The sequence below is a fragment of the Streptomyces sp. NBC_00443 genome, assembly GCF_036014175.1.
In the GTDB taxonomy this organism is placed as follows: Bacteria; Actinomycetota; Actinomycetes; order Streptomycetales; family Streptomycetaceae; genus Streptomyces.
The window spans coordinates 1,216,429-1,241,362 of sequence record NZ_CP107917.1 but is presented as its reverse complement, the minus strand read 5'-3'; the positions used below and the strand labels follow the sequence as shown (position 1 = coordinate 1,241,362).

Annotated in this window: 21 protein-coding genes, 2 pseudogenes and 1 riboswitch; of the genes and pseudogenes, 19 read left to right on the top strand and 4 right to left on the bottom strand. The window is 70.7% G+C overall.

The window, feature by feature from the left end:
* Positions 1–2 precede the first annotated feature (2 nt).
* The 5 genes from ispG to OHO27_RS05615 all read left to right on the top strand — a co-directional run bounded on the left by ispG (position 3) and on the right by OHO27_RS05615 (position 5,447).
* Positions 3–1,178 (top strand): flavodoxin-dependent (E)-4-hydroxy-3-methylbut-2-enyl-diphosphate synthase, encoded by a 1,176-nt coding sequence (gene ispG, locus OHO27_RS05635; protein WP_328420873.1) that lies wholly within the window; start codon positions 3–5, stop codon positions 1,176–1,178.
* Between the two features lie 31 nt (positions 1,179–1,209).
* Positions 1,210–3,204 (top strand): 1-deoxy-D-xylulose-5-phosphate synthase, encoded by a 1,995-nt coding sequence (gene dxs, locus OHO27_RS05630; protein ID WP_328420871.1) that lies wholly within the window; start codon positions 1,210–1,212, stop codon positions 3,202–3,204.
* Positions 3,201–4,586 carry an aspartate aminotransferase family protein gene (locus tag OHO27_RS05625; protein ID WP_328420869.1) on the top strand — a complete coding sequence of 462 codons (1,386 nt, stop codon included), beginning with the start codon at positions 3,201–3,203 and terminating at the stop codon, positions 4,584–4,586. The genes dxs and OHO27_RS05625 overlap by 4 nt, the downstream gene beginning before the upstream one ends.
* Before the next feature lie 76 nt (positions 4,587–4,662).
* A complete protein-coding gene (locus OHO27_RS05620; protein WP_328420867.1) occupies positions 4,663–5,328 on the top strand; it encodes a helix-turn-helix domain-containing protein in 666 nt (221 codons plus the stop codon).
* The gene (locus OHO27_RS05615) at positions 5,325–5,447 is read left to right on the top strand and encodes a DUF6126 family protein (protein ID WP_328420865.1); all 123 of its coding nucleotides are present in this window, start codon (positions 5,325–5,327) and stop codon (positions 5,445–5,447) included. The genes OHO27_RS05620 and OHO27_RS05615 overlap by 4 nt, the downstream gene beginning before the upstream one ends.
* 52 nt (positions 5,448–5,499) lie before the next feature.
* Here the strand turns inward: OHO27_RS05615 and OHO27_RS05610 are convergent, their stop codons facing one another.
* Complete coding sequence (locus OHO27_RS05610) at positions 5,500–6,297, bottom strand: tyrosine-protein phosphatase (protein WP_328420863.1); 798 nt, start codon at positions 6,295–6,297, stop codon at positions 5,500–5,502.
* Between the two features lie 191 nt (positions 6,298–6,488).
* Here OHO27_RS05610 and OHO27_RS05605 point away from each other — a divergent pair, with 191 nt between their 5' ends.
* The 3 genes and pseudogenes from OHO27_RS05605 (at position 6,489) to OHO27_RS05595 (ending at position 11,029) form a co-directional block, all read left to right on the top strand.
* Positions 6,489–8,558, top strand: coding sequence for an alpha-galactosidase (locus tag OHO27_RS05605; RefSeq protein ID WP_328420861.1), 2,070 nt, complete (start codon positions 6,489–6,491; stop codon positions 8,556–8,558).
* A gap of 307 nt (positions 8,559–8,865) precedes the next feature.
* Positions 8,866–9,023: riboswitch (cyclic di-AMP (ydaO/yuaA leader) on the top strand.
* A gap of 4 nt (positions 9,024–9,027) precedes the next feature.
* A pseudogene (locus OHO27_RS05600) lies at positions 9,028–9,980 on the top strand (M23 family metallopeptidase).
* Positions 9,981–10,243: 263 nt separating this feature from the next.
* Entirely contained in the window at positions 10,244–11,029 is a 786-nt protein-coding gene (locus tag OHO27_RS05595) for an SGNH/GDSL hydrolase family protein (RefSeq protein ID WP_328430359.1), read from the top strand.
* 97 nt (positions 11,030–11,126) lie between these two features.
* On the opposite strand, the gene OHO27_RS05590 is transcribed toward OHO27_RS05595, so the two are convergent.
* The gene (locus OHO27_RS05590; protein WP_328420859.1) at positions 11,127–11,747 is read right to left on the bottom strand and encodes a TetR/AcrR family transcriptional regulator; all 621 of its coding nucleotides are present in this window, start codon (positions 11,745–11,747) and stop codon (positions 11,127–11,129) included.
* A 70-nt stretch (positions 11,748–11,817) separates the two neighbouring features.
* On the bottom strand, positions 11,818–12,996 hold the full coding sequence (locus tag OHO27_RS05585; protein ID WP_328420857.1) for a Glu/Leu/Phe/Val dehydrogenase dimerization domain-containing protein: 1,179 nt from the start codon (positions 12,994–12,996) through the stop codon (positions 11,818–11,820).
* 253 nt (positions 12,997–13,249) lie between these two features.
* Between OHO27_RS05585 and OHO27_RS05580 the strand changes: the two genes are divergently transcribed.
* The 6 genes and pseudogenes from OHO27_RS05580 (at position 13,250) to OHO27_RS05555 (ending at position 19,621) form a co-directional block, all read left to right on the top strand.
* Complete coding sequence (locus OHO27_RS05580; protein WP_328420855.1) at positions 13,250–14,425, top strand: MBL fold metallo-hydrolase; 1,176 nt, start codon at positions 13,250–13,252, stop codon at positions 14,423–14,425.
* 847 nt (positions 14,426–15,272) lie between these two features.
* On the top strand, positions 15,273–17,504 hold the full coding sequence (locus OHO27_RS05575; protein ID WP_328420853.1) for a sensor histidine kinase: 2,232 nt from the start codon (positions 15,273–15,275) through the stop codon (positions 17,502–17,504).
* Positions 17,505–17,596: 92 nt separating this feature from the next.
* Positions 17,597–18,031: a roadblock/LC7 domain-containing protein gene (locus OHO27_RS05570; RefSeq protein WP_328420851.1), complete on the top strand. Its 435-nt coding sequence runs from the start codon at positions 17,597–17,599 to the stop codon at positions 18,029–18,031.
* 2 nt (positions 18,032–18,033) lie between these two features.
* Positions 18,034–18,405, top strand: coding sequence for a DUF742 domain-containing protein (locus tag OHO27_RS05565; RefSeq protein ID WP_328430358.1), 372 nt, complete (start codon positions 18,034–18,036; stop codon positions 18,403–18,405).
* A complete protein-coding gene (locus tag OHO27_RS05560; RefSeq protein WP_328420849.1) occupies positions 18,383–18,982 on the top strand; it encodes a GTP-binding protein in 600 nt (199 codons plus the stop codon). The genes OHO27_RS05565 and OHO27_RS05560 overlap by 23 nt, the downstream gene beginning before the upstream one ends.
* A 61-nt stretch (positions 18,983–19,043) precedes the next feature.
* Positions 19,044–19,621, top strand: a pseudogene (locus tag OHO27_RS05555) (GAF domain-containing protein).
* Positions 19,622–19,645: 24 nt separating this feature from the next.
* Here the strand turns inward: OHO27_RS05555 and OHO27_RS05550 are convergent.
* Positions 19,646–20,251: a GOLPH3/VPS74 family protein gene (locus OHO27_RS05550; protein WP_328420847.1), complete on the bottom strand. Its 606-nt coding sequence runs from the start codon at positions 20,249–20,251 to the stop codon at positions 19,646–19,648.
* A 271-nt stretch (positions 20,252–20,522) separates the two neighbouring features.
* Between OHO27_RS05550 and tdh the strand changes: the two genes are divergently transcribed.
* Genes tdh through OHO27_RS05525 form a run of 5 tightly spaced genes read left to right on the top strand, consistent with a single transcriptional unit; the run spans position 20,523 to position 24,869 of the window.
* Positions 20,523–21,551 carry an L-threonine 3-dehydrogenase gene (gene tdh / locus OHO27_RS05545; protein WP_328420845.1) on the top strand — a complete coding sequence of 343 codons (1,029 nt, stop codon included), beginning with the start codon at positions 20,523–20,525 and terminating at the stop codon, positions 21,549–21,551.
* Between the two features lie 40 nt (positions 21,552–21,591).
* Complete coding sequence (locus OHO27_RS05540) at positions 21,592–22,785, top strand: glycine C-acetyltransferase (RefSeq protein ID WP_328420843.1); 1,194 nt, start codon at positions 21,592–21,594, stop codon at positions 22,783–22,785.
* A gap of 38 nt (positions 22,786–22,823) precedes the next feature.
* Complete coding sequence (locus OHO27_RS05535) at positions 22,824–23,726, top strand: LysR family transcriptional regulator (RefSeq protein ID WP_328420841.1); 903 nt, start codon at positions 22,824–22,826, stop codon at positions 23,724–23,726.
* Positions 23,727–23,772: 46 nt separating this feature from the next.
* Positions 23,773–24,360 carry a helix-turn-helix domain-containing protein gene (locus tag OHO27_RS05530; protein ID WP_328420839.1) on the top strand — a complete coding sequence of 196 codons (588 nt, stop codon included), beginning with the start codon at positions 23,773–23,775 and terminating at the stop codon, positions 24,358–24,360.
* Positions 24,357–24,869 (top strand): GNAT family N-acetyltransferase, encoded by a 513-nt coding sequence (locus OHO27_RS05525; protein ID WP_328420837.1) that lies wholly within the window; start codon positions 24,357–24,359, stop codon positions 24,867–24,869. Before OHO27_RS05530 ends, OHO27_RS05525 begins: the two co-directional genes overlap by 4 nt.
* The last annotated feature ends 65 nt before the right edge of the window (positions 24,870–24,934 follow it).

The following is a 24,934-nucleotide window of genomic DNA, read 5'->3' as shown; positions in this document are numbered from 1 at the left end:
CCATGACCGCCATCTCCTTGGGCGTTCCCGAGGTACCCATCCGGCCTATCGCCGAGCGGCGTGTGTCGCGGCAGATCCAGGTCGGCCCGGTGGCGGTCGGGGGCGGTGCCCCTGTGTCGGTGCAGTCGATGACGACGACGCGTACGTCGGACATCGGTGCCACTCTCCAGCAGATCGCGGAGCTCACGGCCTCTGGCTGCCAGATCGTGCGCGTGGCGTGTCCGACGCAGGACGACGCGGACGCGCTCGCCACGATCGCCCGGAAGTCCCAGATCCCGGTGATCGCGGACATCCACTTCCAGCCGAAGTACGTGTTCGCGGCGATCGAGGCCGGCTGTGCGGCCGTACGTGTCAATCCGGGCAACATCAAGCAGTTCGACGACAAGGTCAAGGAGATCGCGCGGGCGGCCAAGGACCACGGCACGCCGATCCGCATCGGCGTGAACGCCGGGTCGCTCGACAAGCGGCTGCTGCAGAAGTACGGCAGGGCGACGCCGGAGGCCCTGGTCGAGTCGGCGCTGTGGGAGGCGTCGCTTTTCGAGGAGCACGACTTCCGGGACATCAAGATCTCGGTCAAGCACAATGACCCGGTCGTGATGGTCGAGGCGTACAAGCAGCTCGCGGCCCAGTGCGACTACCCGCTCCACCTCGGCGTGACGGAGGCGGGCCCGGCCTTCCAGGGCACGATCAAGTCGGCCGTCGCCTTCGGCGCCCTGCTGTCCCAGGGCATCGGCGACACCATCCGGGTCTCCTTGTCGGCCCCGCCGGCCGAGGAGGTCAAGGTGGGCATCCAGATCCTGGAGTCCCTGAACCTCAGGCAGCGGCGCCTGGAGATCGTCTCCTGCCCGTCGTGCGGGCGTGCGCAGGTCGACGTCTACAAGCTGGCCGACGAGGTCACGGTGGGCCTGGAGGGCATGGAGGTGCCCCTGCGTGTCGCCGTCATGGGATGTGTGGTGAACGGCCCCGGTGAGGCACGGGAGGCCGACCTGGGGGTCGCGTCCGGCAACGGCAAGGGTCAGATCTTCGTCAAGGGCGAGGTCATCAAGACCGTCCCCGAGTCCAGGATCGTCGAGACCCTGATCGAAGAGGCGATGAAGATCGCCGAGCAGATGGAGCAGGACGGGGACGCCATGGGCGCCTCCATCGTCACGGGGAAACCAGAAGTGACTGTGAGCTGAAGCCAGGCACGGACCGAGAGGGGGCCCGAGCGTGACGATTCTGGAGAGCATCCGGGGACCACGCGACCTGAAGGCGCTGTCCGAGGCGGAACTCGGTGAACTGTCCGACGAGATCAGGGAGTTCCTGGTGCACGCGGTCGCCAGGACCGGTGGACATCTCGGACCCAATCTGGGGGTGGTGGAACTCTCCATCGCGCTCCACCGGGTCTTCGAGTCGCCGGTCGACCGCATCGTCTGGGACACCGGTCACCAGAGCTACGTACACAAGCTTTTGACGGGGCGTCAGGATTTCTCCAAGCTGCGCGGCAAGGGCGGCCTGTCCGGCTACCCGTCGCGGGAGGAGTCCGAGCACGACATCGTCGAGAACAGCCACGCCTCCACCGCGCTCGGCTGGGCCGACGGGCTGGCCAAGGCGCGTCAGGTGCAGGGCGAGAAGGGGCACGTCGTCGCGGTGATCGGCGACGGGGCGCTGACCGGCGGCATGGCCTGGGAGGCGCTCAACAACATCGCGGCCGCCAAGGACCGGCCCCTGATCATCGTCGTCAACGACAACGAACGCTCGTACGCGCCCACCATCGGCGGCCTGGCCAACCACCTGGCCACCCTGCGCACGACCGACAGCTACGAGAGGGTCCTGGCCTGGGGCAAGGACGTACTGCTGCGGACACCGCTGGTGGGCAACACGATCTACGAGTCGCTGCACGGCGCGAAGAAGGGCTTCAAGGACGCCTTCGCGCCGCAGGGCATGTTCGAGGACCTGGGTCTGAAGTACGTCGGCCCGATCGACGGGCACGACATCGGCGCCGTCGAGTCCGCGCTGCGGCGGGCCAAGCGCTTCCACGGGCCGGTGCTGATCCACTGCCTCACGGAGAAGGGGCGCGGCTATGAACCCGCCCTCGCCCACGAGGAGGACCACTTCCACACCGTCGGTGTGATGGACCCGCTGACCTGTGAGCCGCTCGCGCCGTCCAACGGACCTTCGTGGACGTCGGTGTTCGGCGACGAGATCGTGCGGATCGGCGAGGAGCGCGAGGACGTCGTGGCGATCACGGCGGCCATGCTGCATCCCGTTGGGCTCGGCAAGTTCGCGGAGCGGTTCCCGGACCGGGTCTGGGACGTCGGCATCGCCGAGCAGCACGCGGCCGTGTCCGCTGCGGGGCTCGCGACGGGCGGGGTGCATCCCGTCGTCGCCATCTACGCCACGTTCCTGAACCGTGCCTTCGACCAGCTGCTGATGGACGTCGCGCTGCACGCGTGCGGGGTGACCTTCGTGCTCGACCGGGCCGGCGTCACGGGCGCCGACGGGCCTTCCCACAACGGCATGTGGGACATGTCGATCCTCCAGGTCGTGCCCGGCCTCAGGATCGCCGCGCCGCGCGACTCCGACCAGCTGCGGGCCCAGCTGCGGGAGGCGGTGGCCGTCGACGACGCGCCCACGCTGGTCCGGTTCCCCAAGGAGTCGGTCGGACCGTCGATCCCGGCGGTGGACCGGGTGGGCGGCCTGGACGTGCTGCACCGGGACGCGGGCGAGCCGGAGGTCCTCCTCGTAGCCGTCGGCGTGATGGCGCCGGTGTGCCTCAAGGCCGCCGAGCTGCTCCAGGCACGCGGCATCAACTGCACCGTCGTCGACCCGCGGTGGGTCAAGCCGGTTGACCCCGCACTCGCGCCGCTCGCCGCCGAACACCGGCTGGTGGCCGTCGTCGAGGACAACAGCCGCGCGTCCGGAGTCGGCTCCGCCGTGGCGCTCGCGCTGGGTGACGCGGAAGTCGACGTGCCCGTACGGCGGTTCGGCATCCCGGAGCAGTTCCTCGCGCACGCCAAGCGGGGTGAGGTGCTCGCCGACATCGGGCTCACGCCCGTGGAGGTCGCCGGACGGATCAGCGCGAGCCTCGCCCTGAAGGAGGCCGAGGGCGGTCATGACGGTCGTGCCGGCGGCCATGAGGGTCGTGCCGTCGTGCCGGTCAAGAAGAAGGCAGTCAAGGAGAACGCAGTCCAGGAGAGAGCAGCCAAGGAGAAGGCCGAATGACCACGGAGTTCGACCTCGGCAGACTCCTTGCCGAGCGCGGAGCCGAGCGCTACGAGCTGCACACCAGGCACCTCAACCACCAGCTCCCGCGCATGCTGCACACCATCGGCTTCGACAAGGTCTACGAGCGGGCCGAGGGCGCCTATTTCTGGGACGCGGACGGCGACGACTATCTGGACATGCTCGCCGGATTCGGGGTGATGGGCCTGGGGCGCCACCACCCCGTCGTCCGCAAGGCGCTGCACGACGTCCTCGACGCCCAGCTCGCCGACCTCACCCGCTTCGACTGCCAGCCGCTGCCCGGGCTGCTGGCCGAGAAGCTGCTCGCACACAGCCCGCACCTGGACCGGGTGTTCTTCGGCAACAGCGGTACGGAGGCGGTGGAGACAGCGCTGAAGTTCGCGCGGTTCGTCACCGGCAAGCCCAGGATTCTGTACTGCGACCACGCATTCCACGGACTGACCACCGGCTCGCTGTCGGTCAACGGCGAGTCCGGCTTCCGGGACGGCTTCGCCCCTCTGCTGCCCGACACGGCCGTACAGCTCGGCGATCTCGACACCCTGGCAAGGGAGTTGAAGAAGGGCGACGTCGCCGCCCTGATCGTCGAGCCGATCCAGGGCAAGGGCGTGCATGAAGCCCCGCCCGGCTATCTGCGGGCCGCCCAGGAACTGCTGCACAAGCACAAGGCGCTACTCATCGCCGACGAGGTGCAGACGGGACTGGGCCGTACCGGGGACTTCTACGCCTACCAGCACGAGGACGGTGTGGAGCCGGACCTGGTGTGTGTGGCCAAGGCGCTCTCCGGCGGATATGTGCCGGTGGGTGCCACCCTCGGCAGGGACTGGATCTTCAAGAAGGTCTACTCGTCCATGGACCGCGTGCTCGTCCACTCGGCGAGCTTCGGATCCAACGCACAGGCCATGGCCGCCGGGCTCGCCGTGCTGTCGGTCATCGAGGACGAGCAGATCGTCGCGAACGCGCGGGCGACCGGGGAGCAGCTGAGGTCCCGGCTCGCGGCACTGATCGACAAGTACGAGCTGCTCGCCGACGTCCGTGGCCGGGGCCTGATGATCGGCATCGAGTTCGGCAGGCCCGACTCGTTGAAGCTGCGGAGCCGTTGGACCATGCTGCAGGCCGCGCGCAAGGGCCTGTTCGCGCAGATGGTCGTCGTGCCGCTGCTGCGGCGGCACCGGATCCTCACCCAGGTCTCCGGGGACCACCTGGAGGTGATCAAGCTGATCCCGCCGCTTGTCATCGGCGAGCGCGAGGTGGACCGGTTCGTCGACGCCTTCACGGACGTGATGGATGATGCCCACAGCGGGGGCGGGCTGATGTGGGACTTCGGCAAGACGCTGATCAAGCAGGCGGTCGCCAACCGCTGACGGCCGGGGATCTCCGTCTTTTGCCTTCGAGGCAAGAAATTTGCCGCAGAGGCAATTCTCCGGCTGAATGGAGAGCATGAGCTCTCCCGAGACCGAGCCAGAACCCGAGGCCGAGCGTGAGCCGGAACCCGGGGCCGAGGCTGATGACGGGCTGGTCGATGCCCTGCCCGCCGTCGCGCCCCGGCTTCGCGCGCTGCGCCGCCGTGCCTCCCTCACCCTGGAGGCCGCGGCCCGCGCAGCCGGTCTGTCGCCCGCGCACCTGTCCCGCCTGGAGACCGGGCAGCGCCAGCCCTCGCTGCCGATGCTGCTCGCACTCGCACGTATCTACGGTACGACCGTCTCCGAGCTGCTCGGTGAGACGGTCGCCGACCGGGACGCCGTGGTGCGTGCCGCCGACATGGAGCCGACCGCGGCCGGCGGCTGGACGTACTGGCAGGCGGGGGCGTCCGGGCGCGGGATGCAGGCCCTGCGCGTGCACGTGCCGTACGGCTCGCAGGGCGACATCGTGCGCGTGCATCCCGGCGAGGAGTGGCTCCACGTACTCAAGGGGCGGTTGCGGCTGCGCCTCGGGGACGCCACGCACCGGCTCGCGCCCGGCGACAGCGCTCATTTCGACTCGCTCACCCCGCACCGGATCGCCGCCCTGGATCAGGGCGGGGTCGAGCTCCTGTTCGTCCACACCCTGCTGCAGAGCCCCACGGCCACGCTGTGTCTGGGCCCCACCCCTGGAGAGGCGCCATGAGCGACATGGAGGAGAAGTTCCCGCGCGCCCTGTGGGTGCGGCTCATCATCTACATCGCGGTCGGACACGTCTTCGCGGCGTTCATCTACCTGCTGTTCGAGATGGGCGCGCAGCAGTAGCCGGTCCGCGCGGCGCGGATGTGCAGGCGGGCGCGCCGCCGGCCGCCCGGCGTCAGTCGAGCAGGCGCTCCCGCAGCCGCTCCCGGGTCTCCGCGGTGAGCCGCAGGCCCTGCTCCAGGTACGGGTCGACGCCGCCCCACGCCGCGTCGATCGTGTCGAAGGCCGCCGTCAGATACTCGGCCCGCGCGTCGAACAGGGGGCTGAGCAGCTCCATGACCTCGGGCGAGTAGGTCGAGGCGTCGCTGCCGCTGCGGCGCACCTTGTAGCGGCGGTGCTTGGCGTTCGACTCCAGGTAGTCGGCGAGGATCGCCTCGCGCTCGACGCCGAGGGCGAGCAGCGTCACGGCGATGGACAGGCCCGCGCGGTCCTTGCCGGCCGCGCAGTGCATCAGGGCCGGGACGCTGTCCTGCGCGAGGGAGTGCAGCACCTGGGAGTGCTCGGCGGTGCGCTCCTTGATGATCATGCGGTAGGAGGCGATCATCCGGCCGGCGCCCTTGCCGTCGGCCAGGATCTCCCGAAGTTGGTCGAGGTTGCCGTCCCGGACCATCTTCCAGAACTCGGCGCCGTCCGCGGGGTCGGACAGCGGCAGGTTCAGGTTCCGCACGCCCCGCAGTTCCACATCGGCGCCTTCGAGCTTCTGGTCGGCCGCGTTGCGGAAGTCGAAGATCGTGTGCAGCCCCAGGGTGTCGAGGAAGGCTGCGTCGTCCTCGGTCGCGTGCGCGAGGTGGCCGCTGCGGAACAGAACCCCGTACCGCACCCGCCGCCCGTCCACGGTCGGCAGTCCGCCCACGTCACGAAAGTTGCGAACTCCGGCCAACTCGGGCTCGGTCGACGGGATCTGCTGCGTCACGGGGGCTCCTCCCAGTCGACCCCGTCGACGCGGCTCGGCGATGCGGCCGACGGGGTGCGCTCTCGACGATACGACATGGCTTCCTGGGGCAATGAGTTGTCCACAGGCGTTGCCCCGGGGCCGCGGAATCCTTGATGATGTTGGTACTTGGTGGCAACTGTTCGTATCTGTTTCAGATCTATGGGGGCTTGATGCTGGAGATCTCCGACAACGGCCGTACGTGGCTCCTCTCCGGGCCGACCAGCAGCTACGCCGTCCATCTGACGGACGCCGAGGAGCTCCTGCACCTCCACTGGGGCCCGCGCATCGCCCTCGTCGACGCCGAGGCCCTCGCCGTGCGCCCGCTGCCGGAATACTGGCCCTTCGAGTCCCCGCTCGACGGCCGCGAGGAGTACCCGGTCGAGGGCGGCCCCCGCTTCGTACGGCCCGCCCTGTCCGTGCGCACCGACGACCGGCGTGGCACCGAGTGGGGTTTCGAACGCTATGAGACCGAGGGTGACGAACTGCGGTTGCGCTTTCGTGACGGCGGGCTGAACGTCACTCTGCACTACCGGATGCGCGCAGACGTCGTGGAGCGCTGGGTGACCCTGGACAACCAGGGACCTGTCCTGGAGCTGCTGCGCGCCGACTCGGCCACCTGGACGCTGCCCGACCGGGAGGACTGGCGGTTGTCCCAGCTGCACGGCCGGTGGGGCGCCGAGTCCCGGCTTGCGCAGGCCCCACTCACCTACGGTGAGAAGGTCATCGGCAGCCGCCGCGGACACACCGGGCATCAGCACCTGCCCTGGGTCGCGCTCGACACGGACGCCACCGAGGAGCGCGGCGAGGTCTTCGGCTGCGCCCTCGGCTGGTCGGGGTCCTGGCGTATCGCCGTGGCGCAACTCCCCGACGCGCGCGTGCAGATCACCGGCGGTGCCGGATACGACGACTCGGGCCTGCTGCGCCTCGCGGCGGGGGAGTCCTTCACGACGCCCGTCTTCGCCGGCCTGTGGAGCGACGGCGGCTTCGGCGGGGCCAGCCGCGCCTGGCATGCGTACCAGCGCGCGTACGTGATCCCGGACGCGGACCAGGACCGGCCGGTGCTGTTCAACTCCTGGGAGGCGACGGAGTTCGACATCTCCGAGGAGCAGCAGAGCCTGCTCGCGCGGCGGGCCGCGGCCATCGGCGTCGAGCTGTTCGTCGTCGACGACGGCTGGTTCGGGAAGCGCACCAGCGATCGCGCCGGGCTCGGCGACTGGACGCCCAACCCCGACCGCTTCCCGTCCGGGCTCGAGCCGCTCGCCGAGTACGTGCACGCACTCGGCATGCAGTTCGGTATCTGGGTCGAACCGGAAATGGTCAATCCGGACAGTGAGTTGTATCGGGCCCATCCCGAATGGGTTCAGCATCAAACGGGACGAAAGCGGACGGAGCTTCGCAATCAGCTCGTACTGAATCTCGCGCGCGACGACGTCCAGCAGTACCTCTGGGAGCAGCTCGACGGACTCCTCTCCAGTGCCCCGATCGACTATGTGAAGTGGGACTTCAACCGCTGCTTCACCGACGCCGGCTGGCCCGGCGAGGCGTACCCGCAGCGTCTGTGGGTCGACCATGTGCGCGCCTTGTACGGCCTGCTGGACCGGCTGCGCGCCGCTCACCCCGGCGTCGCCTTCGAGTCCTGCTCGGGCGGCGGCGGACGGATCGACCTCGGCGTGCTGAGCCGTACCGACCAGGTGTGGACCTCGGACAGCACCGACCCTCTCGACCGGCTCGCGATCCAGCACGGCTTCAGCCAGATCCACCCGGCGAGGGCCATGGCCGCCTGGGTCACCGACAGTCCGAACGCCATGCTCAACCACCGGGCGGCCTTTCTGCGCTTCCGGTTCGTGAGCGCCATGGCCGGTGTGCTCGGCGTCGGCGGCGACCTCACCCGGTGGGCCGAGGAGGACCTCGCCGAAGCGAAGGAGTGGGTGACGCTCTACAAGCAGATCCGGCCCTTGGTGCAGCGCGGCGACCTCTATCGCCTGCGGCCTCCGGCGGGTGGGCTGAGCGCCGTGCAGTACGTGCTCGGTGACGAGACGGTCGTCCTGGCCTGGCTCCAGGCCCAGAGCTACGGCGAACCCGTCCCGGCACTGCGACTGCGCGCCCTCGACCCGGCAGCATCGTATGAATGCCTTGAAACGGGCGAAATTCACCGAGGGGCTGTATTGGTGCATCACGGACTGCACACCAGACTGCGCGGCGACCTTGATGCGACGGTTATCCGACTGCGTCGCATCTAGGGGTTCTGTCCGAATTGGCACATTCATTCCAACTCGCTCTGGAGTAAGGGGAGCTGGAGAAGTGTCACGTGAGGAGCGTCATATTCGTGACCGTGCGTCGCTCGTCATGTTCACGTAATTCACATGCTTTTCGAGGGGTTTTGAGTCGGGCGATGCCCCGATAATTCACGGAGTGTGACCGGTAATTCCCACAAGGGATCAACAGGAACGCATTCGGACGGAACCCCTCACTTGTTCCCGTGCGTCTTCCTCGCTTACGTTCCACACCAATCCGGACGGACGCCTAATCCTGCCGCCGACCGGATCCCGCGCTAACTCACCCGTACCCGGCAGGAGCAGGGGACCCACAGGTACAACCGCCTGTTCCGGTCTCCGGAACGGCTTGGGGTCAAGTCGCGTCCCGACGCGACCGGGCATCTCCAGCCCGCACCCGACAGCTCACCTCGCAGGCGCCGGAGAGGAATTCGCCATGCCCGCGAAGGGTAAGCATCGCCGCCCGAAGTCCCTGCGCTTCACCCGCTCCATCGCCGTCGCCGGAACCGGTGGCGCCGCTCTCGCTCTCCCGCTCATCGGAGCCACCGGCGCCCACGCCGCTCCCTCTCAGTCCGTTTCGGAAAAGGCCGTTCAGTCCGCTCCGGCCGCCGAGAAGAAGGCCGAGAAGAAGGCCTCCGGCAAGAAGGCGGACACGCGGACCTATGCGGTCAAGGTCGGCGACTACCTGGCGAAGATCGCCGACGACCAGAACGTCAGCGGTGGCTGGAAGAAGCTCTACGCCGACAACCGCGAGGCCGTCGGCGCGGACCCGGCGCTGATCCACCCGGGCCTGAAGCTCACCATCGGCGGCAAGCAGGCCGAGACGAGCGCCCCCAAGCCGTCGTCCGCGCCCTCGTCTTCCTCCTCCGCGCCTTCGAAGTCGTCCTCGGACACGACCGCCTCGAAGTCCTCGGCGTCCAAGTCCACCGCGCCGAAGACCAACACGACCGCCCAGAGCGCCGAGAACACCAGCGCCTCCAGCGGCTTCTCCGCCCCCCTCGACGGTGCCACCCTCGGCACCGCCTACAAGGTGGCGGGCAGCATGTGGTCCAGCGGTTACCACACCGGTGTCGACTTCTCCGCCCCCACCGGCACCCCCTGAAGGCGGTCGGCGCGGGCACCGTCGTCTCGGCCGGCTGGGGCGGCGCGTACGGCAACCAGGTCGTCATCCAGCTCGCCGACGGCCACTACGCCCAGTACGCCCACCTGTCCTCGCTGTCCGTCTCCAGCGGCCAGTCCGTGACGGCGGGCCAGCAGATCGGGCTCTCCGGCGCGACCGGCAACGTCACCGGCCCGCACCTCCACTTCGAGATCCGCACCACCCCGGACTACGGCTCGGACCTGGACCCGGTCGCCTACCTCCGCTCGAAGGGCGTCTCCCTCGGCTGACGCCCGCCGCGAGACCACCTGCCTGACACGCTGCCGAAGGCCGGACCCCGATCCCCGGGTCCGGCCTTCGGTGTGCATGCACACGGCTGTGTGGCGGTTGCGCCCACAACGCACCTGACCAGAGGGTTATTCCACGTTTGGTGAACACTTTAGGAGTGGCTTATCTCACCGATCGTCAACCCCGTCCTACGGTCGCGTAGGTCACATTCGAAGGTGAATCATGGGCCGATGTGGCAGACGATTCGAAGAGTGACAGCAGATCAGTGATCGGGTCGTACGTTGCGGTGGGGGACAGCTTCACCGAGGGCGTCGGCGACCCCGGCCCCGACGGGGCGTTCGTCGGTTGGGCCGACCGGTTCGCGGGCCTGCTCGCGGACCGACGACCCGAGGGCGACTTCAACTACACGAACCTCGCCGTGCGCGGCAGACTGCTCGACCAGATCGTCGAGGACCAGCTTCCCAAGGCCGTCGAACTGGCCCCGGACATGGTCTCGTTCTGCGCGGGCGGCAACGACATCATCAGGCCCGGCACCGACCCCGACGAGGTCGCCGAGCGCTTCGAGCGGGCGATCGCCCGGCTCACCTCCGAGGTCGGCACCGTCATGGTGACGACCGGTTTCGACACCCGTGGCGTGCCGGTGCTGAGACATCTGCGCGGCAAGATCGCCACGTACAACGGTCATGTGCGGGCCATCGCCGACCGGTACGGATGCCCGGTGCTCGACCTGTGGTCCCTGAAGACCGTTCAGGACCGCCGGGCCTGGGACCACGACCGGCTCCACCTGTCTCCCGAGGGGCACACGCGCGTGGCGCTCCGCGCGGGCCAGGTCCTCGGCCTGGAGGTCCCGGCCGACCCGGACCAGCCCTGGCCGCCCCTCCCGCCCCGCGGCACCCTCGACATCCGCCGCGACGACGTCCAATGGGCCCGCGAGTACCTGGTGCCCTGGATCGGGCGGCGCCTGCGGGGCGAGTCGTCGGGGGACCACGTCACGGCCAAGGGCGCGCTGTCCCCGGACGACATCAAGATGCGGATCGAATCGGTGGCTTGAGAGCGGTTCGCAAGCGACCTGCGATCGGATTCGTGAATGACGTGCACGTGTGGGCCGTACCGATGCGTGATCGGTACGGCCCACACGTGCGCCGGCGTCAGCGCGACGACGCCGTCAATGCCTCCCGCTCCAGCCCCAGTTCCCGGGCGAGCGCCTCGTCCACCCACTCCTGGGCACGCGCGCGTGAGACCGCGCCGCGGTACGACGTCATCTGCACGGCGAGCCCGTCGAGGAGGGCCGTCAGACGCAGGGCTGCGCCCATGGGGTCCGGACAGCGGAACTCGTCGGCGGCCACGCCCTCCGCGATGACCTCGGCGATGGCGGCCTTCCACTCTCGGTCCAGGTCCCGCGTGACCTCCTGCAGCGCGGGCTCGCGCAGCGCCGCCGCCCAGCCCTCGATCCACAGTCGCCAGCCCTTGGCCTGGCCGGTCGGCGCGTACCAGCGCACGGCGGCCCGCAGCCGGCGCAGCGCCGTCGTACGGCGTCCGAGGACCCGTCGCAGACGGGCCAGATCGCCCTGGGCCGCATGCGTGAACGCGGCGGCGACCAGCTTCTCCTTCGTGGCGAAGTGGTAGAGCACCAGCGCGTTGCTCACTCCGAGCGCCGCGGCCACGTCGGCGATCCTGACCGCCGCCACGCCCCGCGCCTCTATCTGCTCCACGGCGGCCTGCAGCAACTCCTCACGCCGCTCCGCCACGCTCAACCGCACTCTTGCCACTCGGCCACCCTAAGGCTTCACGCGGGCCGCTCCCGGCTCGAGGCCGAGTCGGGTCCCGGGGCCTTTGCGGTCACCTGAGTCGGCCGAACCGCTCGGCGATCACCGGCAACCGGTCCTCCGCGATGGCGTGCGCGGCGGCCCGGGGTGTCGTCCCGTCGGTCTCGGCCCGGGCCAGGGTGAGGTCGGTCAGGGCGCGCATCGAGCGCCGCGTGTGGGCGAACGCCTCGTCCGCGTCCGGACCGACGTCACCGAACAGCGTCCACCACCACCAGGCATTCGTGGCCGAGTTGACCACGACGTCAGGCAGCACGGTGACGCCCCGCGCGGCCAGCAGCTCCTCCGCCTCCGGCCGTACGGGCATGTTGGCCGCCTCGGCGATCCAGCGGGCGGTGATCCGCCCCTGGTTGGCGGCGTCGATCACATACGAGACGGCTGCCGGAACCAACACCTCCGTCTCGGCCGACAGCCAGGCGTCGCCCGGCAGTTCGCGGTCGCCGGGCCGCAGCGCCGCCCGGTCGACCGTGCCGTACGCGTCCCGTGCCGCCAGCAGCGCCTCGATGTCGAGGCCCGCCGGGTTGGCGATCGTGCCCTTGATGTCGGCGACGGCCACGACGGTGAGCCCCGCGCGCGTGAGGAAGCGCGCTGTGGCCCCGCCCATGGTCCCGAGCCCCTGCAGGGCGGCGCGCGTCCTCCAGTACGGCACACCGGCTCGGTCCAGGGCCGTGAGCACCGACTCGGCGACCCCGCAGCCACCGACCAGCTCGTCGAGCCCGATGCCGTCCACCTCGACCGCGAACGCGTCCGCGAGCCGGGCGCGAGCGCCGGCCTCGTCGTCGAGCAGCGGGTACACGGCCTGGACGGACGAGACGAGCCCCGCCTCGGCGGCGGCCCGGTCGACCACGTCCTGGGAGAGCCCGAGGTCCTCGCCCGTGGTCCAGAGGGTCTCGATGTAGGGCCGCATGGTCCGCAGGTAGCGCACGAGGACCCCGTACGCCTCCGGATCGCGGGGATCGCAGTCGATGCCGCCCTTGGCGCCGCCCAGCGGGATGTACCTGGCCTCGGGGTCGTAGTGCAGGGCTTCCTTCATGCTCATGCCGCGGGCGAGCCCGGTGACCTCGTCGAGCGTGCAGCCCGGCCGCATGCGCAGCCCGCCGCTGGACACGCCACGCACCAGCCGGTCGACGACCAGGAAGCCCTGACGGCCGGTGACGTGGTCGGTCCAGGTGAGCGACAGCAAGGGCGTGGTCATGGGGTCTCCGGAACGGGGGAGGGGAGGGTGAGCGAGGGCCGCGTGCCGCGCGCGGTTACTGAACGATGGGTCAGTATCGGAGGGAGGGCGCGGACATGTCAATGAGTGGCGTGGATCTCCAGCGGCCGGGTGACTTGCCGAGGCGGTTCAGGGCCGCCGACGGGGTGCCCGGGGTTGCCGGACGGGGGGCGTCCGGGGTTGTCGGAGGGGCCGACCATAATGGAATGCCTCACCGACTCCACCTGGAGGTACCGTGGCCGGTTTCCGTTTCCCGAGCTCCGGGCTGCGTGCCCTGCGGCCCGAGGCCTTCGGCGTGGACCCGAGCGGTGAGCGCATGGCGCGCATCCGCAGATCACCGCACTTCCGGGACGGGGTCTTCCAGAACCCCGGAGGCACCGCACGGACCAGACCTTCCGGATCGATGCTGGAGTTCGCCAAGGTCTTCTTCGACCGGGACACCCGGCCCCACCGTCTCCCGAAGGGCACCGTGCCGGTGCACCCCACCACCTACGCCGACCTGGCGAAACCACCCGTCGGCGGGCTGCGCCTGACCTGGATGGGGCACTCCAGCGTCCTCGCGGAGATCGACGGCCACCGGGTGCTCTTCGACCCCGTGTGGGGCGAGCGCTGCTCCCCCTTCCCCTTCGCCGGGCCCAAGCGGCTGCATCCCGTGCCCCTGCCGCTCGCCGCGCTCGGCCCGGTCGACGTCGTCGTCATCTCCCACGACCACTACGACCACCTCGACCTGCCCACGATCAAGGCACTGGTCGGCACGGACACCCTCTTCGCCGTACCGCTCGGCGTCGGCGCCCACCTCGAACACTGGGGCGTCTCGGCCGACCGGGTGCGTGAGCTGGACTGGCACGAGACGACCAAGATCGGCGGGCTCAGCCTGACGGCCACCCCTGCCCGACACTTCTGCGGCCGGGGGCTGCGCAACACGCAGCACACGCTCTGGGCGTCCTGGGCCGTCGCCTCCGGCGAGCACCGGATCTACCACAGCGGGGACACCGGCTACTTCGACGGCTTCAAGGACATCGGCGCCGAGCACGGCCCCTTCGACGCGACGATGATCCAGATCGGTGCATACTCGGACTTCTGGCCCGACATCCACATGACACCGGACGAGGGCGTCCGCGCCCACCTCGACCTTCAGGGCGGTGACCCGACCGCGGGCGTCATGCTGCCGATCCACTGGGGCACCTTCAACCTGGCGCCCCACGCGTGGGCGGAGCCGGGGGAGTGGACGATGCGCGCCACGCACAAGGCCGGGGTCACGATGGCGGCTCCGCGCTGCGGCGAGCCCTTCGAACCGGCCTCGATGCCGCCCCTGACGCCGTGGTGGCGTGAAGTGGCCGAGGCGCCCTCCGAAGGATGGCCTACGTGGCCGCCGGTCGCGTCGGGGCAGGACGGGGCGGCGGTCGTCTAGCGCGGCCTCATGCTGTACGGGGCCGGTCGCCCCGTTGCCGCGCCTCGCCCCGTTGCCGCGCCCGCCCGTTGCTGCGCCCGCCCCGTTGCCTCGCCTCGCCCCACTGCCGCGCCTCGCCCCGTTGCCGCGCCCGCCCGTTGCTGCGCCCGCCCCGTTGCCTCGCCTCGCCCCACTGCCGCGCCTCGCCCCGTTGCCGCGCCCGCCCGTTGCTGCGCCCGCCCCGTTGCCTCGCCTCGCCCCTTTGCCACGCCCGCCCCTTTGCCACGCCCGCCCCTTTGCCACGCCCGGCCCAGTGCCGGGCGCCGTAGTGGCGTCCAGCGGACGGTGTGGGCAGTCCATGGCTCCGAGCGCCCTTGCGGGACGGTTCGCGCGGGGTGTGCGTGAGTGCGGCGGGGCGCCCGCGGGGCTTTGCGCGCCGCTACGGCCCGTGACGCTTTGCGGGGTGGACGGCGGGCGTACGGGGTGCTGAATCGTCCCGGCCAGGGCGGGCAGGGGTGTGCGAACCAGGAGTCCGCGCGGCGTGCAGCGTGCGGAGTGCCCCGCAGCCCGACCTCTGATCGTGACCACTTCTGACCAGGTCTGATCGCTTGATTTCCGCATGTGGGCGAACGGTGGGGCGGGTTATCGGTCTGTCGTACGAGACCTCATACCAGAGCGGGACGCTGCCTGCGGGACTTTGTCAACTGCCCACCGCACTTGATGCCGAGGCGACTACTGTCAGTGTCCGTCGGGCGACGCGGAGCCGAATTCGTCGGTTCTGCCGACCGACATCGCGATGGCGCACGCCCGGGCCGCGCAGACCGCGCGCATCCCAGGCCCCGACCGACGGACCAGTACGAGGACCCCGATGTCTCATCTCCGCGCCCCGGCCGCACGCGCTGACCGCCGTGAGGGCGGGCGGCACGGGCGCCCGGCCGCCCGCACCGCTACCGCGCTGCCCGAGACCCACATACGGCCCCAACTGCTGCGTCTGGCCGTGCTGCCGCCGGTCGCGGTGACCCTCAGCGCCTTCGCGGCCGTGCTGTTCGTCGTGCGGTCCACCGGAGTACGGCCGAGCCTGACCCTGTGGGGCGTGCTCGCCGGCGCGGTGTCGGTGACCCTGGCGGGCATCCTGATCGCCGCGGTGGCCGCCAACCGCACCGCCAGGTCCGTGAGCGACCGCATCGGCGCACTGCGCCGCAGGAGCGCGCGCGGTGAGGCCGATCTGCGCGCCCTCGTCGAGACGCTGCGGCGGGGCGAGGCGCCGCCGCAGCGCAGGCAGCGCAGTGGTCCACCCGACGGCGCCGACGACTTCGAACTGCTCGCCGCCGATCTGGCCCGCGCCCAGGACGGGGCCGTCACCGCCGTCGTCCAGGCCTCCCAGCTCTCCAGCCAGGCGGGCAGTGAACAGAAACTCGAGGTCTTCGTCAACCTCGCCCGGCGTCTTCAGTCGCTCGTGCACCGAGAGATCTCCATCCTCGACGAGCTGGAAAACGAGATGGAGGACCCCGATCTGCTCAAGGGCCTCTTCCACGTGGACCACCTCGCCACCCGCATCCGCCGCCACGCCGAGAACCTCGCCGTGCTCGGCGGCGCCGTCTCCCGTCGGCAGTGGAGCAACCCGGTCTCCATGACCGAGGTGCTGCGCTCCGCCATCGCCGAGGTGGAGCAGTACTCGCGGGTCAAGCTCGTGCCGCCGATCGACGGCACCCTGCGCGGGCACGCCGTCGCCGACGTCATCCATCTGCTGGCCGAACTGGTCGAGAACGCCACGGTGTTCTCCGCCCCGCACACCCAAGTCCTGCTCCGCGCCAACCTCGTGACCTCGGGGCTGGCCGTCGAGGTCGAGGACCGCGGGCTCGGCATGCCGGTCGGCGAGCAGAACCGCATGAACGCCCTGCTCGCCGACCCCGACCAGGTCAACGTCGCCAGCCTGCTGGCGGACGGGCGCATCGGGCTGTTCGTCGTCTCGCAGCTCGCCAAGCGGCACGGCATCCATGTGCGCCTGCAGACCAACATCTACGGCGGCGTCCAGGCCGTACTCGTCGTGCCGCAGGGGCTGTTGGGGACGGAACCCGGGGCTCGCGCAGGCGTGGAAGGCGCGCAGGAGTCGCACAGGGCGGCGGGCACGCCCGTACCGCCGCACGCCCCGTCGACGGCACGCCCGCAGCAGCCGCGGCCGCCGGTACCACCGCAGCAGTACGGTCAGCATGCGTCGGCCGCGTCGGAGGGCGGGCAGCGAGGTGGGGCCGAGGCGTCCGCGGGCGCGCCGCTTCGGCCGCAGCCGCAGGCCGGCGGGATGGGCGCGCCCCCTGGAGCGAACGGCACCGGACCGGCACCGCTGCCCGTGCGCGGCGCCCACGGGGAGCGGGCCAACCCCGCGGAGGCTCTGCCCGGCATCAGGCCCGACGAACGAGGCCGCGTCGAGGAGAACACCGCCGCACCGCTGGCCCCGCGCACCGGCACCGTCCGCGGCACCATGGGCAAGCCCCAACTGCCCCGACGCCGCGCCCAGGAACACATCGCCCCGCAACTGCGGGACGGCCCCACACCGCGTCAGGAGTCCGACCAGCTTGCCGGGCACGACCCGGGGCTGATGGCGGCCTTCCAGCGAGGCGTCGGGCTCGCGGAGACGCAGCAGCACATGGAGTCGGCACACATGGAGTCGGCACACATGGAGTCGGCACGCATGGAGTCGCCGCACACAGAGTCGCCGCGCATGGGCTCGGCACACACTGCCACCACACAGGGGACCGCGTCCGTCTACACCCCATCGCCGCACCAGGCCTTCGACATGACGTCGACCGACCCGGACCCCACAGGCCTGGCCCACACGTCCCCCGAGTCATCCCGCCTGGAGTCCGTGCGCCCGGTGCCGATCCACCTGGAGCCGACGAGCCTCGACACGGGGCACCCGCAGTCCCCACACCTGCGCCCCACGGCCCTGGATGGACTGCACACAGACGTGACCCCCATGACCACCCGTCCCTCCATGGACGTATCGCCCATGGACCCGGTCCACACCACCGAGAGGCAGCCCGGGTCCGCGCCCGGCGCCGACCACACCCCCTGGCACGACGGGAGCGCCCCGGCCGGATGACCACGTTCAAGACCAGTTCGACGTCCGCCTGGAAGTCCACCCCCACCCCCAGCGCTCCCGCTGACCTTCGTACCTCAAGGAGTCGATCCATCATGGCGAGCGAAGCGCAGACCGCCCATGTGTCCGATCTCGACTGGCTGATGAGCGGCCTCGTGCAGCGCGTGCCGCACACCAGCAGTGCGGTCCTCCTCTCCTGCGACGGGCTCGTGAAGTCGGTTCACGGCCTCGACCCGGACAGCGCCGACCACATGGCCGCCCTGGCCTCCGGCCTGTACTCCCTCGGCCGGAGCGCCGGCGTCCGCTTCGGCGACGGCGGAGACGTGCGCCAAGTCGTCGTCGAACTCGACTCGACCCTGCTCTTCGTGACCACGGCCGGCTCCGGCACCTGTCTCGCCGTGCTGGCCGGCCGCGAGGCCGACGCGGCCGTGCTCGGCTACGAGATGGCGATGCTCGTCAAGAGCGTCCGCCCCTACCTGGTCACCGCTCCCCGGCAGCACTCCGTCGAACCCTCGGCGTTGAGGCCTTGAACGTGACGGCGGCCGGCGACGGGCCCTGGCTCGACGACGCGGCCGGACGGCTGGTGCGCCCTTTCACGGTCAGCAACGGCCGTACCCGGCCCACCATCGCGCTCGACCTCATGTCGCAGGTCATGGCCACCGGGGCGACCCCCCTCGGCTACCTCGGCCCCGAGCACGAGCAGGCGCTCGACCTGTGCCGCGGCCCGGTGTCGGTCGCCGAGGTCGCCGCCCATCTGAAGCTGCCGGCGGTGGTCACCAAGGTGCTGCTGTCGGACCTCGTCGACTGCGGGGCGGTCACCACCAAGCCCCCCGAGTTCCACCACAACCCGACTGACCGGGCCCTTCTGGAGGCAGTGCTCGATGGACTACGACGACAGCTCTGACCCCTTCCCCACCGCACTGAAGATCTTGGTGGCGGGAGGGTTCGGGGTCGGCAAGACGACCTTCGTCGGCGCGGTGAGCGAGATCGCGCCGCTCAGTACGGAGGAGCTGCTCACCACGGTCAGCGCCGCGACCGACAGCCTCGAAGGGATCGAGAACAAGGTCGAGACGACGGTGGCCATGGACTTCGGCCGCATCACACTCGACCCGGAACACGTCCTGTATCTGTTCGGCACACCCGGACAGGAGCGGTTCTGGTTCATGTGGGACGAACTCTCGGAGGGTGCGCTCGGCGCGGTCATCCTCGCCGACACCCGGCGACTGGAGGAATGCTTTGCCGCCGTCGACTTTTTCGAACAGCGGGGCCTCGGATTCATCGTCGCGATCAACGAGTTCGACGGCGGCTACCGGTACGACCCGGAGGAGGTCCGAGCCGCGATCGACCTCGACCCGCAGGTCCCCGTCGTCCGCTGCGACGCCCGGATCTCCAGCTCAGGCGTTCAGACGCTGCTCACCCTGGTCCGGCACCTCATCGCACACGCGCCGGCACCCGCGCCGAGCCACGGCGCCCACATGTGACAGCCGCACCCACCAGCACGGAGCCGCATATGACGTACGCCCACAGCCACGGAATCCGCCCATGAGCTACGGCCCACCCCACCCGGTCGCTCGCCTGCTGCTCACCCCCGAGGACAAGGAGGCACCCGCCCGTGCGCAGCGGCTGCTTCGCATGGGCCTGGGGGAACACCCCGATCCGGCCCTTGACGTCTTCGCGGACCATCTGGCCGAGCACACCGGGGCGCCGTACGCCATGGTCAACTTCATCGGCGAGAACCGTCAGTTCTTCGCCGGCCTGCATGTGCGGCATGCCGTGAACCTCGCCCGCGCCGACGACAACAAGCCCCAGCTGGGCCGGCATATGGAGCGCGACCATGGGTTCTGCCCCCATGTGGTCGTCCGACGCAAGGCGCTGGTCCTGGAGGACGTCCGCGACTATCCGCGGTTCGCCGGGAACCCGATCGTGGACGAATTCGGCATCCGCTCCTATCTGGGTGCACCGCTCATCGACAGCACGGGGATGGTGATCGGCACTGTGTGCGTCGTCGACGTGGAGCCGCGGCCGTGGGGAGAGCGGGGCTGGAGACCATCAAGGCGTCGGCGGCGGACCTGGTCACCCGGCTGGAGCGGCGGGAGGCGGACGGGCTCCCCCTGCTGTGACCGCTCCGGGTCCGTGAGCGGCGGCTAGAAACCGCGCCACACGTTGTCGAACGCGGCATCCTCGATCGCCCGCCGTTGCCGTACGGCCTCCAGCTCCACGACCGCGTTTCCGACGGCGGCGAGAACGGTCGTGACCGTCTCGTCGGTGAGGTCGTCAGGGACGTCGTCGGTCATGTCGTGCAACCCGGCGGCGGCGGCCAGCGCCGCGAGGACGGGCTCGCCCGACGCCCAGCGCTCCTCGGCCTGCTGCCGGGCCGCCGAGTCGACCGGCACCGACCGCCCGGCCCGCAGCGAGATCCGGTGGGCCCGCGGCCGGGCCGTGAGCCCCATGCTCTCCAGATCCGCGACATAGGCCGAGGACAGTCCGCGCCCCCGGCGCCACAGCCAGTCCTCGACCGACTCGTACGGCTCCTGCCGTACGAGTGACGAGGCTGCCTCGTCCAGCAGCCTGTCGCCCGTCGGCGCCTGCGCGCTCGGCGTGATGCGTTCGTCGTCGAGGACGAGGGCGCCGGCCTCGATGAGGTCGAGAACTTCGGCCGCCGCGAGCGCGAGCGACAGCTCGCCCTGGCCCACGGGGCGGTCGGGCGCCATGTCCAGCGCGACGATCGCGAGGTCACGTGCGGTGTTCATGTGCGACTCCAGGTCAGTCGGCCGAGTACGGGGCGGGAGCACCGGGACCGGCCGCGGGGGCGGTCCGGGGGCTCTCCCTCGATTGTCGCCGCCCAGAGGGTGTGAGGGGGCGCGAGTGGAGGGCGTGAAGGAAAGCTGTGGCGCTGCTTAAGAAATCCTCGATGGACCGGGGCGCAGCCGTACGGCAGATTGCTAGGCGATTCCACCCCCTCCCCGGCCGCGGGGGCCTTCGGCATGCCCGCGGCCGGGACTCACCGTCAGGAGCCGTTGCGTGAAGGCGCTGGTCAAGGAGAAGGCGGAGCCCGGGCTGTGGCTCGTGGACGTCCCGGAGCCGGCCGTCGGACCGGGCGACGTACTGATCAAGGTGCTGCGCACCGGCATCTGCGGCACCGACCTGCACATCCGGTCCTGGGACGGCTGGGCGCAGCAGGCGATCCGCACCCCGCTCGTGCTCGGGCACGAGTTCGTCGGCGAGGTCGTCGAGACCGGCCGTGACGTCACCGACATCGCCGCCGGCGACCGGGTCAGCGGTGAGGGCCATCTGGTGTGCGGCAAGTGCCGCAACTGCCTGGCCGGCCGCCGTCATCTGTGCCGTGCCACCGTCGGCCTCGGCGTCGGACGCGACGGCGCCTTCGCCGAGTACGTCGCCCTGCCCGCCGCCAATGTCTGGGTGCACCGGGCTCCCGTCGACCTCGACGTCGCCGCGATCTTCGACCCGTTCGGCAACGCCGTGCACACCGCGCTGTCCTTCCCGCTGGTCGGCGAGGACGTGCTCATCACGGGTGCCGGACCGATCGGGCTGATGGCCGCCGCCGTCGCCCGGCACGCGGGTGCCCGCAACGTCGTGATCACCGACGTCAGCGAGGAGCGGCTGGAGCTGGCCCGCAAGATCGGTGTGAGCCTGGCGCTGAATGTGGCGCAGACTCAGATCGCCGACGGGCAGCGGGAGCTGGGGCTGCGCGAGGGCTTCGACATCGGCCTGGAGATGTCCGGCCGCCCCGAGGCGATGCGCGACATGATCGCCAACATGACGCACGGCGGCCGGATCGCCATGCTCGGCCTGCCCGCGCAGGAGTTCCCGGTCGACTGGGCCCGGATCGTCACCTCGATGATCACGATCAAGGGCATCTACGGCCGTGAGATGTTCGAGACCTGGTACGCGATGTCGGTGCTCCTGGAGGCCGGCCTCGACCTCGCCCCCGTGATCACCGGCCGGTACGGCTACCGCGACTTCGAGGCGGCGTTCGCCGACGCGGCGAGCGGCCGTGGCGGCAAGGTCATCCTCGACTGGACCGCGTAAGTCACCCGCGTAAGTCATCTGCTTTTCTAGGAGCTTTGAGATGTTCGACTCCGTGCGCGACGACCTGCGCGCCACCCTCGACGAGATCCGCGCCGCCGGGCTGCACAAGCCCGAGCGCGTCATCGACACCCCGCAGTCCGCGACCGTGAACGTCGCCGCGGGCGGCCGTCCCGGCGAGGTCCTCAACTTCTGCGCCAACAACTACCTCGGTCTCGCCGACCACCCCGAGGTGATCGCCGCCGCCCACGAGGCCCTCGACCGCTGGGGCTACGGCATGGCCTCGGTGCGCTTCATCTGCGGCACGCAGGAGGTGCACAAGGAACTGGAGGCCAGGCTCTCCGCGTTCCTCGGCCAGGAGGACACGATCCTGTATTCCTCCTGCTTCGACGCCAACGGCGGTGTGTTCGAGACGATCCTCGGCCCGGAGGACGCGGTGATCTCCGACGCCCTCAACCACGCGTCGATCATCGACGGAATCCGGCTGTCCAAGGCCCGCCGCTTCCGGTACGCCAACCGTGATCTGGCCGACCTCGAGCGCCAGTTGAAGGACGCGTCGGACGCGCGGCGCCGGCTGATCGTCACCGACGGCGTCTTCTCCATGGACGGCTATGTGGCCCCGCTGCGCGAGATCTGCGACCTCGCCGACCGCTACGACGCCATGGTCATGGTCGACGACTCGCACGCGGTCGGCTTCGTCGGCCCCGGCGGCCGCGGCACCCCCGAGCTGCACGGCGTCATGGATCGCGTCGACATCATCACCGGAACCCTCGGCAAGGCCCTCGGCGGCGCGTCCGGCGGTTACGTCGCGGCCCGCGCCGAGATCGTCGCCCTGCTGCGCCAGCGCTCCCGGCCGTACCTCTTCTCCAACACCCTGGCCCCGGTGATCGCGGCCGCCTCCCTCAAGGTCCTCGACCTGCTGGAGTCGGCGGACGACCTGCGGATCCGGCTGGCCGAGAACACCGCGCTGTTCCGCCGCCGGATGACCGAGGAGGGCTTCGACATCCTCGCCGGCGACCACGCCATCGCCCCGGTGATGATCGGCGACGCGTCCGTCGCCGGCCGGATGGCGGAGCTGCTGCTGGAACGCGGCGTGTACGTGATCGGCTTCTCCTACCCGGTGGTGCCGCAGGGCCAGGCCCGTATCCGCGTCCAGCTGTCCGCCGCGCACTCGACGGACGACGTCAACCGTGCCGTCGACGCCTTCGTCGCGGCCCGGGCGGAACTGGAAGCCTGACCTCCGGCCGGTCCGGACACATTGCGATAATCGATTGCATGATCGAAGCGCGGCGGCTCCACATCCTCCGTGCGGTGGCCGACCACCGCACCGTGACGGCGGCTGCCGCCGCGCTGTATCTCACGCCCTCCGCGGTCTCCCAGCAGCTCGCGGCCCTGGAGCAGGAGACGGGCCACCGTCTGGTGGAACGCGGCGCGAAAGGCGTACGGCTGACCCCGGCCGGTGAGATCCTGCTCAGCCACACCAACGCCGTCCTCGCCCAGCTGGAGCGGGCGGAGGCCGAGCTCGCGGCGTACAGCTCGGGCGCGGCCGGCACGGTCACGGTCGCCTCCTTCGCCACCGGCATCGCCCTGGTCGTCGCGCCCGCGGTGGCCCGTCTCGCCGGGACGTCCCCCGGCATCCGTATCCGCGTCCAGGACGCCGAGGGTGACGCCAGCCTGCCGATGGTGCTGGACCGGCAGGTCGACATCGCGGTGGCCGTCGAGTACCGGGGGGCGCCGCCCGCCGACGACCCCCGCCTCGCGCACGTACCGCTGTACGCCGAGCCCTTCGACGCGGTCGTCCCGGTGAGCCACCGGTTGGCAGACGCGGCCGAGGTCCCGCTGGCGAAGCTGGCGAAGGATCCGTGGATCGGTCAGTACCCCGGCAATCCCTGCCACGACGTGGTCGTCCTGGCCTGCGAGAACGCCGGTTTCCAGCCCCGCCTCGAACACTCCTCGGACGACTTCCGCGCGGTCGTCGCTCTCGCGTCGGCCGACGCGGGCGTGGCGCTGGTACCGCGCTCGGCGCTGCGCGGCATGGACCTCGCGGGGGTCGTCGTCCGGCCCGTGGACGGGGTGGCACCCACGCGCCGGGTGTTCGCGGCCGTGCGCCGGGGCGCGGAGGAGCACCCGTTGATCAGGCCGGTGCTGGACGCGCTCGGGGAGGTGGCGGGGCAGTGAGGCGCCTGTAACACTGCCGTTTCACATCTGGGATAGCGTCCCGGATATGAAACACGTCGTGGACGATGGCGAGACCCCGGACACGGTCGACACCCTCCTCGGTGCCCGCCTGGCCGAACTGCGGGCCGAACGTGGCTGGTCCCTCGGCGAGTTGGCGGAGCGCAGCGGCATCAGCCGCTCGACCCTGTCCCGTGCCGAGCGGGCGGAGATCAGCCCCACCGCCTCGCTGCTGAACCGCCTGTGCCATGTCTACGGCCGGACCATGTCCCAGCTGCTCAGCGAGGTCGAGTCCGAGCCCGCGCTGCTGGTGCGGGCGGCCGAGCAGCCGGTGTGGGAGGACCGTTCCTCCGGGTTCGTGCGACGGTCCGTGTCGCCGCCGCACGGCGGGCTGCGCGCGGAACTCGTCGAGGGCCGGCTCACCGAGGGCGCCGACATCGCGTACGACCGGCCGCCCGTTCCGGGGCTGGAGCAGCACATCTGGGTGCTGGAGGGGGCGCTCGACGTGACGGTTCAGGAAGCCGAGCACCGGCTCGACGCGGGGGACTGTCTGCGGATGCGGGTGTGGGGGCCCACACGGTTCCGGTGCGCGGGGCCCGGAGCGGTGCGGTACGTGCTGGCGGTGGTGCTGCCGTGATCGTGACGCGCCTGGACGAAGGCCAACTGCTGGGCCAGGTGGAGGACTTGGCCGGCCTGTTGGTGGACACGGTGGAGGACAGGGCATCCGTCGGGTTCCTGGCCCCCCTTGACCGTACGGCGGCCATGGCCTGGTGGAAGGAGCGCGCGGCGGCCGTGGCCGCCGGGCAGTGGGCGGTGTGGGTGGCACGCGAGGGCGAGCGAACCATCGGCACGGTCAGCCTGGCCTTCCCCGACAAGCCCAACAGCCGCCACCGGGCCGAACTGGTCAAGCTGATGGTGCACCGGGACACGCGGGGACAGGGCCTCGGCCGCAGACTCCTGACGACCGCGGAAGAGGCGGCGATCCGGGCCGGAGTGACCCTCCTCCACCTCGACACCGAGACCGGCAGCCTCGCCGAGCGGCTGTACGGCGCGGCCGGCTGGACCCGGGCCGGGGTGATCCCGGACTACGCGGCGAACCCGGACGGAGCGCTGCGGCCGACGACGATCTACTTCAAGCGCCTGTGACCGAACGCCCCGCTGTCAGTGCCGCGTGGAACACTCGCCATCGTTGATCGACGCAGGGACGGTCA

Coding starts and splice junctions, on each gene's coding strand:
- ispG (WP_328420873.1), top strand. CDS start 3: ATGACCGCCATCTCCTTGGGCGTTCCCGAGGTACCCATCCGGCCTATC.
- OHO27_RS05625 (WP_328420869.1), top strand. CDS start 3,201: ATGACCACGGAGTTCGACCTCGGCAGACTCCTTGCCGAGCGCGGAGCC.
- OHO27_RS05620 (WP_328420867.1), top strand. CDS start 4,663: ATGAGCTCTCCCGAGACCGAGCCAGAACCCGAGGCCGAGCGTGAGCCG.
- OHO27_RS05615 (WP_328420865.1), top strand. CDS start 5,325: ATGAGCGACATGGAGGAGAAGTTCCCGCGCGCCCTGTGGGTGCGGCTC.
- OHO27_RS05605 (WP_328420861.1), top strand. CDS start 6,489: ATGCTGGAGATCTCCGACAACGGCCGTACGTGGCTCCTCTCCGGGCCG.
- OHO27_RS05585 (WP_328420857.1), bottom strand. CDS start 12,996: ATGACCACGCCCTTGCTGTCGCTCACCTGGACCGACCACGTCACCGGC.
- OHO27_RS05575 (WP_328420853.1), top strand. CDS start 15,273: ATGTCTCATCTCCGCGCCCCGGCCGCACGCGCTGACCGCCGTGAGGGC.
- OHO27_RS05570 (WP_328420851.1), top strand. CDS start 17,597: ATGGCGAGCGAAGCGCAGACCGCCCATGTGTCCGATCTCGACTGGCTG.
- OHO27_RS05560 (WP_328420849.1), top strand. CDS start 18,383: ATGGACTACGACGACAGCTCTGACCCCTTCCCCACCGCACTGAAGATC.
- OHO27_RS05550 (WP_328420847.1), bottom strand. CDS start 20,251: ATGAACACCGCACGTGACCTCGCGATCGTCGCGCTGGACATGGCGCCC.
- OHO27_RS05540 (WP_328420843.1), top strand. CDS start 21,592: ATGTTCGACTCCGTGCGCGACGACCTGCGCGCCACCCTCGACGAGATC.
- OHO27_RS05535 (WP_328420841.1), top strand. CDS start 22,824: ATGATCGAAGCGCGGCGGCTCCACATCCTCCGTGCGGTGGCCGACCAC.
- OHO27_RS05530 (WP_328420839.1), top strand. CDS start 23,773: ATGAAACACGTCGTGGACGATGGCGAGACCCCGGACACGGTCGACACC.